General features: G+C 71.2%; 16 protein-coding genes. 2 read left to right on the forward strand and 14 right to left on the reverse strand.

The features are described from left to right. Positions 1-124: 124 nt before the first annotated feature. The 7 genes from Q0818_RS01370 to Q0818_RS01400 form a co-directional block, all read right to left on the reverse strand. Positions 125-1,402 carry a M20/M25/M40 family metallo-hydrolase gene (locus tag Q0818_RS01370; protein WP_298870486.1) on the reverse strand — a complete coding sequence of 426 codons (1,278 nt, stop codon included), beginning with the start codon at positions 1,400-1,402 and terminating at the stop codon, positions 125-127. Positions 1,403-1,405: 3 nt separating this feature from the next. Next, positions 1,406-1,756 carry a carboxymuconolactone decarboxylase family protein gene (locus Q0818_RS01375; protein WP_264629741.1) on the reverse strand — a complete coding sequence of 117 codons (351 nt, stop codon included), beginning with the start codon at positions 1,754-1,756 and terminating at the stop codon, positions 1,406-1,408. A gap of 124 nt (positions 1,757-1,880) precedes the next feature. Continuing rightward, positions 1,881-2,165 (reverse strand): WXG100 family type VII secretion target, encoded by a 285-nt coding sequence (locus Q0818_RS01380; RefSeq protein WP_298870490.1) that lies wholly within the window; start codon positions 2,163-2,165, stop codon positions 1,881-1,883. Further along, positions 2,162-2,644, reverse strand: a complete 483-nt coding sequence (locus Q0818_RS01385) for a hypothetical protein (protein WP_298870492.1) — start codon at positions 2,642-2,644, stop codon at positions 2,162-2,164. Before Q0818_RS01385 ends, Q0818_RS01380 begins: the two co-directional genes overlap by 4 nt. A 5-nt stretch (positions 2,645-2,649) precedes the next feature. Continuing rightward, positions 2,650-3,225 carry a hypothetical protein gene (locus Q0818_RS01390; protein ID WP_298870494.1) on the reverse strand — a complete coding sequence of 192 codons (576 nt, stop codon included), beginning with the start codon at positions 3,223-3,225 and terminating at the stop codon, positions 2,650-2,652. A 176-nt stretch (positions 3,226-3,401) separates the two neighbouring features. Further along, positions 3,402-4,109 carry an SDR family NAD(P)-dependent oxidoreductase gene (locus Q0818_RS01395; protein ID WP_298870495.1) on the reverse strand — a complete coding sequence of 236 codons (708 nt, stop codon included), beginning with the start codon at positions 4,107-4,109 and terminating at the stop codon, positions 3,402-3,404. Positions 4,110-4,206: 97 nt separating this feature from the next. Continuing rightward, positions 4,207-4,689, reverse strand: a complete 483-nt coding sequence (locus Q0818_RS01400; RefSeq protein ID WP_298870497.1) for a pyridoxamine 5'-phosphate oxidase family protein — start codon at positions 4,687-4,689, stop codon at positions 4,207-4,209. A gap of 241 nt (positions 4,690-4,930) precedes the next feature. Here Q0818_RS01400 and Q0818_RS01405 point away from each other — a divergent pair, with 241 nt between their 5' ends. Together Q0818_RS01405 and Q0818_RS01410 are read left to right on the forward strand one after the other, a co-directional pair. Then, positions 4,931-5,932, forward strand: a complete 1,002-nt coding sequence (locus Q0818_RS01405) for an alpha/beta hydrolase (protein ID WP_298870498.1) — start codon at positions 4,931-4,933, stop codon at positions 5,930-5,932. Between the two features lie 420 nt (positions 5,933-6,352). Then, positions 6,353-7,729: an amidohydrolase family protein gene (locus Q0818_RS01410; protein ID WP_298870500.1), complete on the forward strand. Its 1,377-nt coding sequence runs from the start codon at positions 6,353-6,355 to the stop codon at positions 7,727-7,729. A 385-nt stretch (positions 7,730-8,114) separates the two neighbouring features. Here Q0818_RS01410 and Q0818_RS01415 read toward each other — a convergent pair whose 3' ends face one another. From Q0818_RS01415 to Q0818_RS01445, 7 genes are all read right to left on the reverse strand, one after another. Continuing rightward, positions 8,115-9,329, reverse strand: coding sequence for an MFS transporter (locus Q0818_RS01415; protein WP_298870501.1), 1,215 nt, complete (start codon positions 9,327-9,329; stop codon positions 8,115-8,117). A gap of 274 nt (positions 9,330-9,603) precedes the next feature. After that, positions 9,604-10,383 (reverse strand): creatininase family protein, encoded by a 780-nt coding sequence (locus Q0818_RS01420; RefSeq protein WP_298870502.1) that lies wholly within the window; start codon positions 10,381-10,383, stop codon positions 9,604-9,606. Next, the gene (locus Q0818_RS01425; RefSeq protein ID WP_298870503.1) at positions 10,380-11,711 is read right to left on the reverse strand and encodes an FAD-binding oxidoreductase; all 1,332 of its coding nucleotides are present in this window, start codon (positions 11,709-11,711) and stop codon (positions 10,380-10,382) included. Before Q0818_RS01425 ends, Q0818_RS01420 begins: the two co-directional genes overlap by 4 nt. A gap of 363 nt (positions 11,712-12,074) precedes the next feature. Further along, a complete protein-coding gene (locus tag Q0818_RS01430; RefSeq protein WP_298870504.1) occupies positions 12,075-13,256 on the reverse strand; it encodes an ABC transporter substrate-binding protein in 1,182 nt (393 codons plus the stop codon). A gap of 132 nt (positions 13,257-13,388) precedes the next feature. Further along, positions 13,389-14,279, reverse strand: a complete 891-nt coding sequence (locus Q0818_RS01435) for an ABC transporter permease (RefSeq protein ID WP_298870505.1) — start codon at positions 14,277-14,279, stop codon at positions 13,389-13,391. Next, complete coding sequence (locus Q0818_RS01440) at positions 14,276-15,052, reverse strand: ABC transporter ATP-binding protein (protein WP_298870506.1); 777 nt, start codon at positions 15,050-15,052, stop codon at positions 14,276-14,278. The genes Q0818_RS01435 and Q0818_RS01440 overlap by 4 nt, the downstream gene beginning before the upstream one ends. 28 nt (positions 15,053-15,080) lie before the next feature. After that, positions 15,081-16,346 carry an amidohydrolase family protein gene (locus tag Q0818_RS01445; protein WP_298870508.1) on the reverse strand — a complete coding sequence of 422 codons (1,266 nt, stop codon included), beginning with the start codon at positions 16,344-16,346 and terminating at the stop codon, positions 15,081-15,083. Positions 16,347-16,376: the final 30 nt, after the last annotated feature.

The raw sequence follows: 16,376 nt of genomic DNA on the forward strand, positions 1-16,376 counted from the left end.
GCGTCGGCTCAGGCGCCGCGCGGAGCCGACCGTCGGCTCACGCGCCGCGCGGAGCCGACCGTCGGCTCACGCGCCGCGCGGAGCCGACCGCCGGCTCACGCGCCGCGCGGAGCCGACCGCCGGCTCACGCCTCGCGCAGGATCCGCGCCGTCACCCGCGTACCGAACGCGAGCGCCTCCACCGGCACCCTCTCGTCGGCCGCGTGGAACTGCCCGAACACGTCGAAGTCGGCGGGCACGCGCAACGGCACGAATCCGTAGCCGCGGATGCCAAGCCGGCTCAGGTGCTTGTTGTCGGTACTCGCCGGCAGCAGGTACGGCACGACCACCCCGTCGGGGTCTTCCGCGGTGATCGCGCGCTGCAGAACGTCGACCAGGGGCGCGTCGACCGGCGCCTCGATCGCGGCGATGTCGCGTGCCCAGGTCACCTCGATGTCGTCGCCGACGACGGCCGCCAGCTCGGACCGCACCACGTCGTGCTGCCCGGGCACGATGCGCACATCGAGCGTCGCGCTCGCCGAAGCGGGGATGACGTTGGCTTTCCCGCCCGCCGCGAGCACCGTCGGGGAGGCGGTGTTGCGCATGCCGGCATCGAGGAGGGATGCCGCGAAACCCAGGTCGTCGATCCGCCCGCCCGCGCGCTCCCAGGTGTCGACGAACCGTTCGAGCGTCGCCGTGCGCACCACGGGGAACGTGTGCGCGCCCACCGCGGCGACGGCCCGCGCGAGCCGGACCACGGCGTTGTCGGCGGTGGGACGCGAACCGTGCGCGGCCCGGCCGCGGGCGGTGAGAGTCGCGGTCGAGACGCCCTTCTCCGCCGTGGCCACCAGGTACGCGCGGCGGTCACCGGGGAGAGGGAGCGAGAATCCGCCCACCTCGCTGAGCGCCTCGGTCGCCCCGGCGAACAGCTCGGGGCGGTGCTGCACGAGCCACCGAGCCCCCCACACGCCCCCGGCCTCTTCGTCGGCGAAGAAGGCGAAGATCAGATCACGCCGCGGCACGGTCCCGTCGCGGCGGAACGCGCGCGCGATCGCGAGCAGCATCCCGGCGAAGTCCTTCATGTCGACCGCCCCGCGGCCGTAGAGCATGCCGTCGTGGATCTCGGCCCCGAAGGGCGGGTGCGTCCAGTCGGAGGCGTCGACCGGCACCACGTCGAGGTGGGCGTGGGCCACGAGGGCACCGGCATCCGGATCCGAACCGGCCAGGCGGGCGATCACGCTCGCGCGCCCCGGCACGGGTTCGACCAGGGTGGTCGCGTAGCCCGCGTCTTCGAGCTGCGCCTGGACGAATCGCGCCGCGCGCGTCTCGCCGTCGCCGATGGTCGCGGTGTCGCCGGTGTTGACGCTTTCGATGCGGATGAGGGCGCGGACGAACTCCAGCGCCTCGGCCTCCAGGGGCGACACGGGTCAGTGCTCGTGGGGGCGGGCGTCCTCGCCGAGCTTGAATGCGAGGCGGCCGTGCGCGTAGCCGCCGCCCGCGCGGATGGCGGTGGCGACCCACGCCGCCTCGGCGAGCTCGGCCTCGGTCGCTCCGGCCTTGACCGCGTTCTGCGAGTGCCCGTCGATGCAGTAGACGCACTGCGTGGTGATGCCGACGGCGAGGGCGATGAGCTCGCGGTACTTCAGCGGGATCGCCCGGCCCTCGGGGGCGAAGACGGCCTGATCGAACGCGGCGAAGGCGGCGAGGATGTCGGGCGTCTCGTTCTTGTAGACCTTCGTGTAGGTCTTGTCGGCGGTGCGGTCGAAGTAGTCGGACATGGTGCCTCCCGGCGACGTGAACGGTGTCGATGTCTCGATCCCACGGTGCCATGCGGCACGGCCGTCTCGGGGTGGCGCACGTCACACGGTGACACACCGGGACGACCGCGGCCAGGGCCCGGCGTCAGTCCCACAGGCGGGTGGCCAGCGCTTCCGTCGTCTCGAACGCCGAGCGCGCGGCATCCATCCCCGCCGTGGCGGCGGCCAGGTTCGCATTGAGGCGCGTGAGAGCGTCGGACCACTGACGGTGGGCCATGTCGTATGCCGCTCTCGCCTCGCCCGTCCATTCGGCTCGTCCCGCGGCGACGGCGGCGTCGAGGTCGCCGAGGTGGCGCTCGATGGCGGCCGTGGCCTGGCGGAGGGCATCGATGAGCTGAGCGTGGCGGTCGCTGTCGAAACGGATGGTCACGGCTGTGGTTTCGGCCAGGTCAGGTCGTACCAGCGCAGCTCATATCCGTGTGGGATTCGGCCGGTCTCGTAGTAGTGGAAGAAGATGTCCGTCGCTTCGTCGGCGGCGAATACTTCGTCGGGATACACGGTCGCCGTGCGGTTGCCGTCGAAGAATGGGATGTCGACGGAGGGCTCACCAGAGTGGTCGCCGCCGCGGCCGACGATGTAATGCCGGTCTTGGCCGTCGTCGTCGACCTTGTGCCATTCGATCGTCATCGCTTCGGCGGTGCCAGCGCATTGGAGGTAGACGGAGCTGCCGCCTTCTTTGTGGAGGTAGGTAAGAAAGTCCTTGTCTGCCGGTATGGGCGCCAAGAGAAGGGTTGACCGCTCGCTTGTTCTCATCAAGTTCAGCAACCGCGCGAGGGTCTCCTTGGGAGACCTGACGTCTGCCACGAACTCACCAGAGCGTTTTCCGTCGACCGTGTAGTAAAATCTCATTTCATTCAATCCACTTTCTGCACGCGCACATTGGTGATCAACACCTTCTCGCCATTCAATGTCACATGGGCTGGATTTTCGGCGGATATGGCGTCGTCGAACGCTTTCTGATTACCCTCATTACTTAGATACCTGTCCAGGGCGCTACCGCTTTTGACTTCCACTGCTGTGTAGCTACCGTCGGCGTTTTTGTAGTAACCGTCGAAATAACGCTGCTGCGGGGCCCCTTCCACGGAGCTGCGCGCCTTCGTTCGGATCATCTCTTCGCCGACATCTACCTCGACCTCGTCCAGCCCCTGTTTTTCCTTATCGACCCACGGCTTGGTGCTCTGTCCCTTGGCAAACTGCCCGTAGTCGTCGCGACCGTCGCCCCGGTCGACCCCGTGGGTCTTCTCCATCAGCATGACACCGGCACTGCCCGCTGCCTCGCCCGCCAGCTTCGACGCCCCGGCGGCGGTCAGGGCGCCGCCCGCGCCTGCTAGGGCGATCCCGCCGTAGACGGCGGCGCCACCGGGGACGCTGCCCACGCCGGTGGCCGCGAGTCCGCCACCGCCCAGCGCGGTTGCCCCGCCGCCGAGCATCAGCGCTCCGCCCCCGAGGATCGCGAGGAGCGCATCCGGGTTTCGGAGAATCGCGTTGCCGACCGAGGCGGCACCGTTGACGAGGGCGGCGAGGGTGTCCCACTGAATCTGCCCTTGCGCAGCGAGCGACGCCAGGAAGAGCGTGCCGGTGCCCTGAGGGCGTTCCGAGCTCCGCCTCAGTGCATGATCATGCCGCCGGTGACGTTGATCGCCTGGCCGGTGAGATAACCGCCCGCCGGGGAGGCCAGGAAGTGCGTCACCCCGGCGACGTCCTCCGGGATGCCCAGTCGACCCAGCGGCGACTTCGCGCTCCACGCGGCCACGTCGGCCTCCGATCGGGTGTCGGCGCCCATCTCGGTGAGCACGTACCCGGGGCACACCGCGTTGACGGTGACGCCGTGGCATCCCCATTCCTGGGCTCCGGCGCGCGTGAGGGCGACGACCGCGGCCTTCGAGGCGGCGTAGTGGGCCTCGCCTCCGCCGCCGTGCTTGGCGGCCATGCTCGCGATGTTGACGATCGAGCCGCGACGGGCCTCGAGCATCGTCGGGGCGACGGCCTGCATCGTGATCAGGGTGGCGCGCGCGTTGATGTCGATCACGCGGTCCCAGTCATCGACGCTGATGTCGAGCAGCGCGGTGTGCTGGAAGATCCCGGCGCAGTTCACGAGCACGTCGATCCCGCCGAGGGCCTCGACCGCCTCGCCGACCGCGCGTCGCGTGTCGAGCGGGTCGCGCAGGTCGACGGAGATGAAGGCGGATGCCGCGGGGTCGGCCGGAGCGCGACGGTCGAGCACCGCGACCCGGGCCCCGTCGTCGACGAAGCGCTGGACGATCGCGGCGCCGATGCCGCCGGAGCCTCCCGTGACGATGACGCGCTGCGACATGACGCTCCTCCCGCGGGCGTCGGGTCGCCCTGGCGGTCACGGTACGCCCGGCGGCGAACGCGGCGGCGACGGCGCTGTTTCGCGGGCGTAACGCTCCTCAGGCGAGCCGTGCCCACACCGCCGCGGCATCCACTTCGAGCCGTGCGTCGGTGCCGCGCGAGCGCCACGCGTCGCGATCGAACACGAACGCCCGCTCGACCTCGAGCACGTAGAGGCGCTTGGTGGGCACCCCCAGCACGAGGGACGGATCGTCGTCGCCGGCATCGCGGGGGAGCCGCGCGGCCAGCACGTCCCGGACCGCCGAGGCCTCGGCATCCACTTCCCGTGCCGCGAAAGCCAGCTGCACGCCGTCGGCGTCGGCGAGGGTCGCTGCCGGGTCCAACACGACCCCGGATGCCACGCCTGACGCCGCGATCGCCCGCGCGTGCCGCGACGAGACGTCGGACTCGACGTACAGGCCGCGGGGGAGGAGCCGGTACTGCGCGGCCGCCGTCCACGGGCCGTCGGCGTCGGCGGTGCCGATCACGACGAACCGCTGGGCGGCGAGGATCGCCGCGGCGCGCTGCACGGGGGAGTCCATGCGGCCATCGTCGGGGGCGCGCGCGACGCGGGTGTTTCCACGCCGTAACGCTTGCGCGGCTCGCGCCGTGTCACGTCGCGCGCGCGCCTACGCTCGCATCCGAGGCGCCGCCGCTCGTCGAATGTCCACGACACGCCGCATCCGGCCAGCCTGTCGAGTGTCCAAGACACGCCGCGCGGAACCGGCCGCCAACGGCGTGTCGTGGACACTCGAACCTCATCGAGAACGAACCAGGAGCACCGTGAGCGACAGCGTCCACCCCGCCATCACCGACCCCGACGTGCGTGCGCATCTCGCGCGCCTCGCCGCGCAGGCCGGCACGATCCCCTCGGGGGCCACGGATGCCGACGGCGACGACGCCGCGCGCATCGCCGAGCTGCGCGCGAACCCGTCATGGGTGCGGCTGCCCGACGACGAGGCCCTCGAATCGATCGACCTGGATGCCGACGGTCTCGCCCTGCGCCTGTACCGCCCGCGCGGCGGTCGCCGCGGGACGCTCGTCTTCGCCCACGGCGGGGGATGGGTCGCCGGCGACCTCGACAACAACGACGCGCTGTGCCGCGCGCTCGCCGCGGCGACCGGGGCCCAGGTGCTGAGCGTCGACTACCGCTTGGCGCCCGAGCATCCGTTCCCGGCCGGACTCGACGACCTCGATCGCGCGCTGCGCTTCGCCGCCGCCGGAGCCGGCGGACTCGTCGACCCATCGCTGCTCGGCGTCGCGGGCCACAGCGCCGGGGGCAACCTCGCCGCCGCTCTCGCCCTGCGTGCGCGGGAGGGTCGGGCTCCCGGCATCCGGGTCCAGGTGCTGCTGTGCCCCGTGCTCGACGCGCCCGACCCCGACCGTCCGAGCTACCGCGCGCACACCGAGAACCTCCCGCTGACCGCGAAGGGGATGCAGTGGTACTGGGGGCTGTATCTCGGCGGCGCCGCGGGGGCGGCCGCGCCGGCGGGCGCCGACGCTCCATCGCGAACGGATGCCGCGGATGCCGTGCCCGTCGAGGCGGCGCCGCTCCGTGCGTCGGAGCTCGCCGGTTCGGCTCCGGCCGTGATCGTCGCGGCGGCCGTCGACCCTCTGTCGGACGAAGCGGAGGAGTATGCCGCCCGGCTGGCGGCATCCGGCACCCCCGTCGAGTTCGTGCGACGCGAGGGGGTGCCGCACCTGTTCCTGGTGTTCCCGTCGACGCCCGCGCGCGACGAGGTGCTGGCCGCGGTCGCGCCCGCGGTGCGCGCGGCGTTCGCCTGACCCCCTCGTCCCACTTGTGGTGGGTGCGGCGGTGTGTGACCGGCGTTTTGTGGGACATGCACCGCTAGAGGTGGGACGGGGTGCTGGCCGCGGTCGCGCCCGCGGTGCGTGCGGCGTTCGCTTGACCCCCTTGTCCCAGTTGTGGGGGGTGCGGCGGTGTGTGACCGGCGTTTTGTGGGACATGCACCGCGAGAGGTGGGACGGGGTGCGGGGGTGGCGTTGGGCTGCGGGCCCTTGTCCCATTTGTGGTGGGTGCGGCGGTGTGTGACCGGCGTTTTGTGGGACATGCACCGCTAGAGGTGGGACGAGGGGCTGCGGTGGCGCCGACATGCACCGCCAGAAGGGGGACGCGGCCTCCCGCAAACCGCTCGCCGCACGCCCGGAACACCGCGGAAACACGCCATTGTTACCGTCATCAACATGTCGCTCCTGGTCACGAACGCACGTCTCATCACGGTCCCCGCGGGCACCGACGACCCCGGCTACATCGAGCGCGGGTACATGCTCGTGCGGGGCGGACGCATCGCCGCGATCGGCGCCGGCGACCCCGACCCGGGCATCACCGCCGACGAGATCCTCGACGTCGACGGCAAGTTCGTCGCCCCCGGCTTCGTGTCGAGCCACAGCCACCTGTTCACGAGCGGCTCGCGCGGCCTCGGTGTCGACCAGACGCTCTACGGCTGGTGCACCTCGATGTTCAGCGTCCTCAACAACGCCTCGCCCGATCAGATCTACTGGGCGACGCTGCACGGATCGCTCGACTTCCTCGCCAACGGCGTGACCACGGCGTACAACTTCACCGACCCCCTCCTGCCGTGGGAGCCCATGGTCGAGGGCAAGCGCGCCGACGGCGGCGGCATCCTGCGCGACCACGCGTGGCACACCCGCCAGGCCGACGGATGCCACGATGCGGGGCTCCGCTTCGTCGACTCCATCGCACTCGATGCCACCGTGGGCACCGACGACGAGATCTTCGCCCGGTTCGAGGCCTCCCTCGACCACGTCCTCGCGATGGACCCCGACATCGCCCTCGGCGCCTCGATCATGGGGCAGGTGCAGTGGTCGACGCGCCCCGATGCCGCGGAGATCGAGGTCGCGGTCATGGACCGCTTCGGCGTCACCAACCAGGCGCACTTCCTCGAGACGTACGAGGCGATCGAGCACCAGCAGACCAAGTTCCAGCTGTACAAGAACGCCGGAGCCCTGCGCCCCGGCATGATGTTCGGCCACTTCATCCAGACGACGCCCGAGATCATCGCGGATGCCGCCGCCGGCGGCGCCAGCATGTCGTGGCAGCCTGCGTCGAACGGGCGTCTCGCGTCGGGCATCGCCCACGTTCCCGAGATGCTCGAGCAGGGGATGAAGGTCGGCATGGGGCTCGACGACCAGGCCTGCACCGACGTCGCCGACCCGTGGCAGAACATGCGCATGGGGATGTTCATGCAGCGCGCCCGTACCCACGACCCGCTGTCGATGATGCCCGAGCGGGTCCTGCGCCTGCATACCCTCGGGGGCGCGGAGATCATGGGCGTCGACGACCGCGTCGGCAGCCTCGAGGTGGGCAAGCTCGCCGACTTCGTCGTGGTCGACCCGCGCACGCCCGACATCGGTCCGCTGTGGAACCCGGTGCGCAGCTACGTGCTCGCGTGCGGCCTGCGCAACCTGCAGCAGGTCTACGTCGGCGGCAAGCTCGTCAACGAGAATGGCGTCTCGACCAACCCGCTCGCTGTCGAGGCCTCCCGCGTGCTGCACGAGGAGCTGCCGGCGCTCGCGGAGGAGTTCGGCGTCATCCTGTAGGACTCCGTCTCGTCGCGGCCGCCCCCGTCGATATCCGTCCCGCGAGCACAACGGCGGACACCGCGGCCGACACGCCGCACTCGACCGTCTGGCGGCGGTGTGTCGTCGCCAATGTCCGCCGTTGTGTACGCCGCGCGGCATGACGTGATGGCGGGCGCGGCGACGGCCGTCGTGCCCGGCGAGGGTCGCGGCGCGTGCTCCGACGCGAGCACAACCGCAGGCGCACTGCCCGACACGCCGCGCTCGACCGTCTGGCGGCGGTGTGTCGTCGCCGACGCCCGCCGTTGTATACGCCCGACACCTGGCCGTCGTTCCCCCGACACTGGCCGCCCGTGTGCGCGGGGGCCGATCCCGCCGGCGGGTCTCCGATTCCGAGGCTCCGCCGTCAGCCCCGCGCGATCCGCAGCACCCACTCGCCCGCCGCGGCGATCCCCGCAGCCAGCGCCAGCGACACCGCGATCGTCACCAGCGCCGCGGCCGGGCCCGTGGCATCCAGAGCCGCTCCCGCGATCACACCGCCGATCGGCACGCCGAGCGACATCGCGGCGGTGGGGTAGGCGAGGGTCTCGGTCACGCGACCCTGCGGGGCGCGAGCGGATGCGACCAGGATCCCCGACACCATCACCGGCGACACCGCGAGCCCCAGCAGCAGGATCACCCCGAACAGCACCGGAACCGACCCCTGGGCGAAGGGGAGCCCCACGGCGACCACCGCGGCCAGCGCCGCGAAGCCGATGTAGCGGGCGGCGGGCGTGAGCCGCCACGACCGCGCCCCCGTGATGACCGAACCGATCGCGATCGCCACGGCGAGGGCGCTGAACGCCGGCCCCGCGAGCCACGGCCGTTCGCTCAGCTCGGCCCAGCCGACCAGGCTCACGTCGAACGCCCCGAACACCCCGCCCAGGGCGATGCACGCCACCGCGATGGGGATGACGCCCGCGGGCGGGAGGACCAGACCGCGGCGCTGGGGGCCCCGCGGGGTCGGCGGGGGCTGCGTGCCCCGCTGCGCGGCGAGCCAGACGCCGCCGATGACCCCGAGCCCGAGCGAGCCGAGCATCGCCACGGCGGGATCGATCGCCGCGGCGATCGCGGTGATGGCGGGCGGCCCGGCGATGAAGACCATCTGGTCGGCGATCGTCTCGAGGGCGAGAGCGGCGGTGCGCTGCGAGGGCGGGGCGAGCACCGTCCACCGCGCGCGCACGGCCGAGGTCAGATCCGGGGTCGCCGCCCCCGTCACGAACGCCGCGACGAGCCAGGTCCAGAACGGCGCGCCGGTCAGCACGAGGGCGAGGAATGCGGATGCCGCGAGCACGAGGCATCCCAGCGATACGAGGATCACACGGGCCTGGCCGAACCGGTCCATGCGCGACGACCACAGCGGGGCAGCGATCGCCATCCCGCCCACGAGAGGAGCGACCACGAGCCCGGCCGAGGCGAAGCTGCCGGTCGTCGCCGACACGAGCAGGATGATGCCCAGCGACAGCGTCGCCCGGGGGAAGCGGGCGAGGATGCCGGCGGCGACGAAGCTGCGGGCCCCGGGCAGGCGCAGCACCTGACCGTATGCGCGGACGCCCTGGCCGGTCTCGGTGGCCACGCTCACGCGCGCACCGCCGAGACCACGGCATCCGGCATCCGGTCGTGGCCGCGCGCTGCACAACTCCTGCAGGACGAGCCCTCCGAACCGTTCTCGGCGCGAAGAAGTCGGATCTGCAGGAGTCGTGCACGCCCGCGGTGACTCGCGATCCCCGCTCGAGCCGCACCGTCCGGCATCCCGTCCGACCCGGCCGCCGCACGACTCCTGCAGGAGCGGCCCGCGGGGACGGATCCGGCGCGGAATCGTCGGATCTGCAGGAGTCGTGTGCGCCTCGAGCGACTCACGCGGTGTAGTCGAATCGGTTGATCTCCTCGAGCGCCTCGACGACGAACGACACGCTCTGCTCGAACAGCTCCGCACCGTGCGCGGCGTTCGCGCCCGTCGGGTCGCCGAGCACGCCGGTCGGCCCGAAGTCGTTCGAGAGCCACCCGAAGGTCACGGGCTTGCCGTTGAAGCCGATGTGCCGGAAATCGCCGATGTGCGCCGGAACGGTGGCCTCGAACTGCGTCGCGTCGACCAGCTCGGGGCGCAGGTGCATGATCATGCTCGTCTCGCCGTGCCCGGCGTGGATGCCGGTGCCGTGCTCGTCAGGTCCCCCGTCGGTGCCGTCGAACGAGGGCACGCGCGCGGCGGGCATGAAGAACGTGCGCAGACCGAAGCGGCGCCGGAGCTCCCGGTTCGCGACGTTCAGCAGGGCGACGTTTCCGCCGTGGCCGTTGAGGAACACGAGGGTGCGCGCGCGGGTGGTGAGGATCGACCGGCCGATGTCGACGACCGTCTGCAGCATCGTCTCGGGCGTCAGCCACAGCGTCCCCGGGGCCCACGAGTGCTCGTCCGACTTCGTGATCGACAGGGTCGGCAGCTGCCAGACGTCCAGCCCCTGCGCGGCGGCGCGCGCGACGGCGGCGGTCGCGGACGCCTCGGCGACGATGGCATCCGTGGCCAGGGGCAGGTGCGGTCCGTGGTGCTCGATCGCGCCGGTGGGCAGCACGAGGATCGAGTCCTCGGTCAGCGCCTCGGCCGCGGCCGGTCCGCTCAGCTCTGCGAGAAGTCGGGTCATGAGATGATCGCTCCCTTGCGCGCGCCGGTGTAGTCGGGGTTGAGCTTGCCGGGGTTCAGCAGCCCGTTCGGGTCGGTGACGCGGGCCGTCTCGATCGTCTGCTCGACGTTGAAGTCGACGTTCCACTGGTGCGGATTGTGCACGCCCACCCCGATCGCGTTGAGCTCGGCGATGCCGCGGTACACGTCGTCCTCGCTCACGTAGGGGGCGGCGAGCATCCCGATCGGGAACGCCTTGGTCGACTCGATGTGCAGCTTCGATCCGGGGAAGACGCTCTCGATGGCCTCGATGTCGTCGGCGAGGGGAGCGCCCGCCACCTCGAGGTGGAACACCTCGTGCGGCTGGCTCTTCTGGTACCACTCGATCGGGTGGTTGTAGCTGAGCATCGACAGGCGGATGCTGGCCTGCGGCCCCTCGCGCACGGCTTCGACCCGGCCGCCGGCGCCCTCGATGATCGCCGTGACAGTGTCGATCTGGGCGGCATCCAGGATCACGCGCAGACTCGACCGACCCTCGGGGATCGCCTCGTCGGAGGGGAGGGATGCCGAGATCTCGGGCCCGTCGCCCGACACCAGGCGCGGTGAGGGGTCGAGGGTGCCGATGGTCTGCACCACGGAGAGGGTGCCGGCGAAGTCGGGGAAGCTCGCCCACAGGCCACGCCACTCGCGCAGCGGTTCGAGGCGGACGGTCGCACGGACGATGATGCCGGCGGTGCCGTAGTTGTGCACGTACTTCTGGGCGTCGTCGCCCTCGACGTGGATGATCTCGGCGCTGCCGTCGGCGTGCACGACGTCGAGCGCGGCGACGAAGCCGCGGTCGTTGGAGCCGTACGCGATCGACCCGGTCCCGCCCGATCCGCCGGACAGGAAGCCGCCGATCGTCGACTGCGCGGTCGAGGGGTACATCCACAGCGCCTGGCCCGCGGCCCAGGCGGCCTGCTCGAGCAGCACCATCGGCGTGCCCGCCTCGGCGGTGATGTAGCCGTCGCCCACCTCGACGATGGCCTTGGCGCGGGTGGTGTCGATCACGAGACCGCCGTGCATCGGGATCGCCTGCCCGTAGTTGCCGGTGCCCTTGCCGCGCACGGTGATCGGAACCCCGTGACGGGATGCCGCCGCCACGGCCGTGGCGATCTGCTCGGCGTCGGCGGCGAAGACGACGAGGTCGGCCAGGCCCAGGGGGAGTTTGGCGGCAATGATCGGCGACATCGGCGAACCGTCGACGCTGGCACGTTCGCGAACGCGCGGTTCGGTGCTGACGGCGGCCGGGCCGAGCAGGTCGAGCAGTTCGTCCTCGAGGGAGAGGACGCGGGTGGCGGTGTCGCTCATGGGTGTTTCTCCGGGTGGAACGGGCGGGGGAAGGATGCCGCGGGCGCGGGGGTGGCTGAGCCTGTCGAGGCCACTGTGGGTGTCGCAGTGCGGAGGTGGCTGAGCTTGTCGAAGCCACCGGGGGTGTCGTGGGTTCCGGTCCCTTCGACAGGCTCAGGGACCTGGGTCTCGCGGGGTGTCGTGGGTTCCGGTCCCTTCGACAGGCTCAGGGACCTGGGTGTGGCGGAGGTGGCTGAGCTTGTCGAAGCCACCGGGGGTGTCGTGGGTTCCGGTCCCTTCGACAAGCTCAGGGACCTCGGTTCAGCGGGGTTCGGGCCGCCCCGCCGGGCGGCCCGGCCCGCCGAGGCGGACCGGGCCGTCGGGTCAGAACGAGATGCTCGTGTCGATGAACTCGTTCGTGTACAGGTCGGCCGGGGTGTAGCCCGACGCCGGCGGGGTGCCGAGGTCGGTGTAGACCTTGCCGGCCTTGTCGAAGAAGTCCGCGAAGCGGTCGTCGTCGAAGTTGCCGTAGGTGGAGTCGGGGCCGTTGCCGACGAGGCCGAGGTCGACCTGCGTCTTGACGGAGTAGTCGGCCACGCCCTGCGTGTACGTCCAGCCGGTGGCGTACTCGTCGACGAGCTTCAGGATGAGGTCGTTGGCTGCCGACGGGTCCTTGTAGTACGCGACGCCGGCCTTCTGCAGCACGGGGACGAGCTTCGAGAGGCAGGGCGACAGCTCGTCGAACTTGTCGGCCTTGACCGACACCGACGACTGGTAGGTCTGCCATCCGGCGTCGTGGATCAGGGCGAAGTCGACGGGCTTGCCCCACGCCGAGACCTCGTTCTGGTACACGTACGGCTCGGCCGAGGCGAAGCCCTGCTGCATGTCCTTGCCGCCGGCGGCGACGAAGTTCGAGGGCGTGCCGTCGTACGAGCCGTCGAGGATCGCCGAGTCGGCGAGGCCGGCGCTCTTGAGGTACTCGATGTACGCGGAGCCGTCGAAGTAGCGCCACACGCCTCCGTTCGCGGACAGGGCGCCCTTGACGTCGTCGATCGTCTTGACGTCGGGGTAGGTCTCCGGGTCCCACATGACCATGGTCGGGCTGATGTCCAGGGGCGCGAAGACGGCCTTGGTGGGGGTGGTGGAGGAGAGCTGGATCGCCTCGTCGGTGCTGATGTAGCCGAGGGTGATGGCGTCATCCTGGTACATCTGCGCCGAGACCGTCTGGAAGCCGATGGCGGGGCCGCCGGCGCGGATCTCGAGGTTGACGCCGGTGTACTCGCCGTCCGACATGAGGGGACCGGTGACCGACTTGGTGTTGGCGTCGATCTCGTAGTCGTCCTTGATCATCTCGTAGAGGTGACCGTGCTCGGCCTCGGGGTTCCAGTCGGTCTGGACGACGATCGTCGAAGGGCAGTCGGCCGAGAGGTCGACCGAGCCGATCTCCATGTCGGAGGAGGCGGCCGGGGCGCTCTCCGCCGCGCTTCCGGCGCAGGAGGTGAGGGTGAGGGCGATCGCGACGGCGCCGGTGACGGCGGTGCCGCGGAGGAGGGTGGAGCGCTGCATGCTGGTTCGCTTTCTGTGACGTCGGTGGTGCTCGGGTGCGGGAGGGGGAGCTGCGGGTTTTCGGGTACGCCGGATGCCGCCTCCCGCACGGGCGCGCGGGAGGGAGGGCGCGGCGCTACGGCATCCGGGGGTCTAGAGTGCGCTTTCGTACCAGCGGCCGACGGCCACCTTCGACAGCCAGCCGAAGAAGGCGAAGATCGCGACACCGAGCAGGCACGCCGCGAGGATGGCGGCGAACAGCTCGGCGCTCTGCAGGCGCGACTGGTAGTTGGCGATGAGCGAGCCGATGCCCGGCTCGCCGCGGCGGAAGAAGTAGTCGCCGACGATCGCGCCGATGACCGACAGTCCCGCCGAGGTGCGCATGCCGACGAAGATCGAGGGCAGCGCCGCCGGGAGGGTGAGCTTGGTCAGCACCGTCCACTTGTTCGCCTTCTGGAGGCGGAACAGCTCGCGCTGCGACTTGTCGACCGACTGCAGGCCGAACAGCGTGTTCGACACCATCGGGAACAGGGCGATGAGCACGCACACGATGACGCGGGCGGTGAACTCATACCCGAACCAGAAGCCGACCAGCGGCACGAGCGCGAGGATCGGGATGCACTGCAGCATCACGGCGTAGGCGTAGGTCGAGCGCTCGACCCACCGCGCCAGCGACATCGCGATCGCCCAGCCGATGCCGAGGATCATGGCCACCGCGAGGCCGGTGAGGGCGACGCCGGTGGTGCGGAACAGGGCGATCCAGATGTCGGAGCCGACCTGCGGGTCGAAGAAGCCCATCGTGAACATCTCGTGGGGCATCGGCATGAGGAAGCCCTTGCCCGACGCGGCCAGCGCGATCGACACGCCGTACCAGCCGCCGAGCAGCACGACGAGCACGGCGAGCGGGGGGCCGACGACGCCGAGGCGCGAGGCGAATCCCCGTCGGGGTGCGGCCGCGCGCGGGCGGGGCGGCTCGAGGGGAGGGGTGGATGCCGGGGGTGCCGCCGTCGTGTCGACGACGGGCTCAGCGGAGGTGGTGCTCATGAGTGTCCTTCCCGGAGGGCGTGGGAGACCTCGCCGACGAGCTTCGCGAACTCGGCGGTGTAGCGGATCTCGGGGTCGCGCGGCATGTCGAAGGGGACCTCGAAGGTGTCGACGAGGTGGCCGGGGCGTCCCGACATCACCACGACCTTCGTGGAGAGGTAGATGGCCTCCGAGACCGAGTGGGTGATGAAGAGCCCCCCGAACTTCTGCTCGACGAAGATCTTGATGAGCTCGTCGTTCAGGCGTTCGCGGGTGATCTCGTCGAGCGCGCCGAATGGCTCGTCGAAGAGGAAGAGCTCGGGGTCGAGCGTGAGGGAGCGGGCGAGCGAGGCGCGCATCTTCATCCCGCCCGACATCTGCTTGGGCAGGTGCTTCTCGAAGCCGTTGAGGCCGACCAGGTCGATCGCCCACTTCGCCTTCGGGGTGCGAACGCGCTTGGGCTGCCAGTTGAGCTCGGCGAGGAGCTCGACGTTGGACTGCACGTCGCGCCAGGGCAGGAGCGTCGCATCCTGGAAGACGTAGCCGATGCGATCGGTGTTCACCGTCGCGGTTCCTTCGCTCGCGGATTCGAGACCCGAGGCGATGCGCAGCAGCGTCGACTTGCCGCAGCCGGAGGGGCCGACGACGCTGACGAATTCGCCGCGCTGGACGGTGAGGTCGACGCCCGAGAGGGCGGTGGTGCCGTTGGGGAACGTCATGGCGACGTTGCGGAAGTCCAGGATCGGCGCGGTGGGATCCGCGACGGACACCGGGGCGGGGGAGGCCAGGGTCACGGGGGCGCTCTCTTTCGGTGGGGTCGGGTTACGACGCCGTCGCGGGTGCGGCGGTGCGGGTGGGTTCGGACGAGGAAATCGGGGCGGTCTCGGTCGACACGCGGGTGCGGCTGACCAGACGTCCCCGGTGGATGACGACGCGGTCGGCGCTGGCGAAGGCGACGGCCTCGCCGAGCGACTCGGCTCTCACCGCGACGAGGTCGGCCCGCGCTCCGGGGATGGGTCCCGCGAACGGCAGGCCCATGACCTCGCGCGCCCCGACCGTGACGGCTTCGACCGCGTCCTCGGGGGCGAGATGCCCGGCGCTGACGAGCAGCGAGGCGGTCTCGAGGTGATCGCAGCGGCCCACGGGATTGAACGGGTCGCGCACGTTATCGGCTCCCGCGGCGACGCGCACGCCGGCGGCCTTGAGACGGCCGATCGGCGCGATCCCGCGCGGTACGGCGCGCTCGGCATCCCACCCCTGCAGGTACAGGTTGGTGATGGGCAGCGCGATGATCCCGATCTCGGCCTCGCGCACGGTGTCGGCGAGCGCGGTGAGCTCGGTCGCCGGCATCATGCTCAGGCGCACGCAGTGGCCGGCGGTCCGGGTGCGGTGCCAGCCGGTGACGGCCCGCGCGTAGGCGGCGAGGGTGTCGGCTCCGGCGAGGCTCTCGTCGGTGTGCAGGTCGAGGCCGACGTCGCGGCGCCGGGCGAGGGCGACGAGACGCTCGAGGTCGGCGATCGGATCCTCGGCGAGGTGCGGGGCGCCCCCCACCAGGTCGACGCCGGCGTCGAGCGCGGCCTCGAAGACCTCGTCGGCGACGGTCGGGCCGCCCAGGGCGACGAGCTCGAGGTCCATGATCCCCGCGAGCTCTGCCCGCAGTCGCACGAGGGCGCGGACGCCCGTGAGGGCGTCCTCCCCGCGCAGGAGGTCGACGTGGGTGCGCACGGAGGTGATCCCGGATGCCAGCATCCGCAGCGCCGTCGATCGCGCCCGGCGCAGCGTGTCGTCTTCGTCGAGGGTCAGGGCGTAGGCGTGCCAGCTCTCGATCGCGCGCTCGAGATCTCCGAACGGCGGCTGGATGGCATCCCACGACTGCGACTTGTCGAGGTGCGCGTGCGGTTCGGCGCCCGCGGCGGTGACGACGTATCCCTCGAGGTCGAGGACGACGCCGTCGGTCTCGGGGAGGGGGCTGCCGGCCGGGACCACCGCGAGCACCTCGTCGCCGTCGAGCGCGATGTCGACGACATCGCCGGAGGCGAGACGCACACCCCGCAGAGCGGCGATCGAGGCGGGTGGAACGGCGGACACGGAGACCTCCGGGAAGTCGGGATGACAGGA

Source organism: uncultured Microbacterium sp. (assembly GCF_947489255.1).
GTDB lineage: Bacteria > Actinomycetota > Actinomycetes > Actinomycetales > Microbacteriaceae > Microbacterium > Microbacterium phycohabitans.

Coding starts and splice junctions, on each gene's coding strand:
- Q0818_RS01375 (WP_264629741.1), bottom strand. CDS start 1,756: ATGTCCGACTACTTCGACCGCACCGCCGACAAGACCTACACGAAGGTC.
- Q0818_RS01385 (WP_298870492.1), bottom strand. CDS start 2,644: ATGAGATTTTACTACACGGTCGACGGAAAACGCTCTGGTGAGTTCGTG.
- Q0818_RS01390 (WP_298870494.1), bottom strand. CDS start 3,225: ATGCTCGGCGGCGGGGCAACCGCGCTGGGCGGTGGCGGACTCGCGGCC.
- Q0818_RS01395 (WP_298870495.1), bottom strand. CDS start 4,109: ATGTCGCAGCGCGTCATCGTCACGGGAGGCTCCGGCGGCATCGGCGCC.
- Q0818_RS01400 (WP_298870497.1), bottom strand. CDS start 4,689: ATGGACTCCCCCGTGCAGCGCGCCGCGGCGATCCTCGCCGCCCAGCGG.
- Q0818_RS01410 (WP_298870500.1), top strand. CDS start 6,353: ATGTCGCTCCTGGTCACGAACGCACGTCTCATCACGGTCCCCGCGGGC.
- Q0818_RS01420 (WP_298870502.1), bottom strand. CDS start 10,383: ATGACCCGACTTCTCGCAGAGCTGAGCGGACCGGCCGCGGCCGAGGCG.
- Q0818_RS01425 (WP_298870503.1), bottom strand. CDS start 11,711: ATGAGCGACACCGCCACCCGCGTCCTCTCCCTCGAGGACGAACTGCTC.
- Q0818_RS01430 (WP_298870504.1), bottom strand. CDS start 13,256: ATGCAGCGCTCCACCCTCCTCCGCGGCACCGCCGTCACCGGCGCCGTC.
- Q0818_RS01435 (WP_298870505.1), bottom strand. CDS start 14,279: ATGAGCACCACCTCCGCTGAGCCCGTCGTCGACACGACGGCGGCACCC.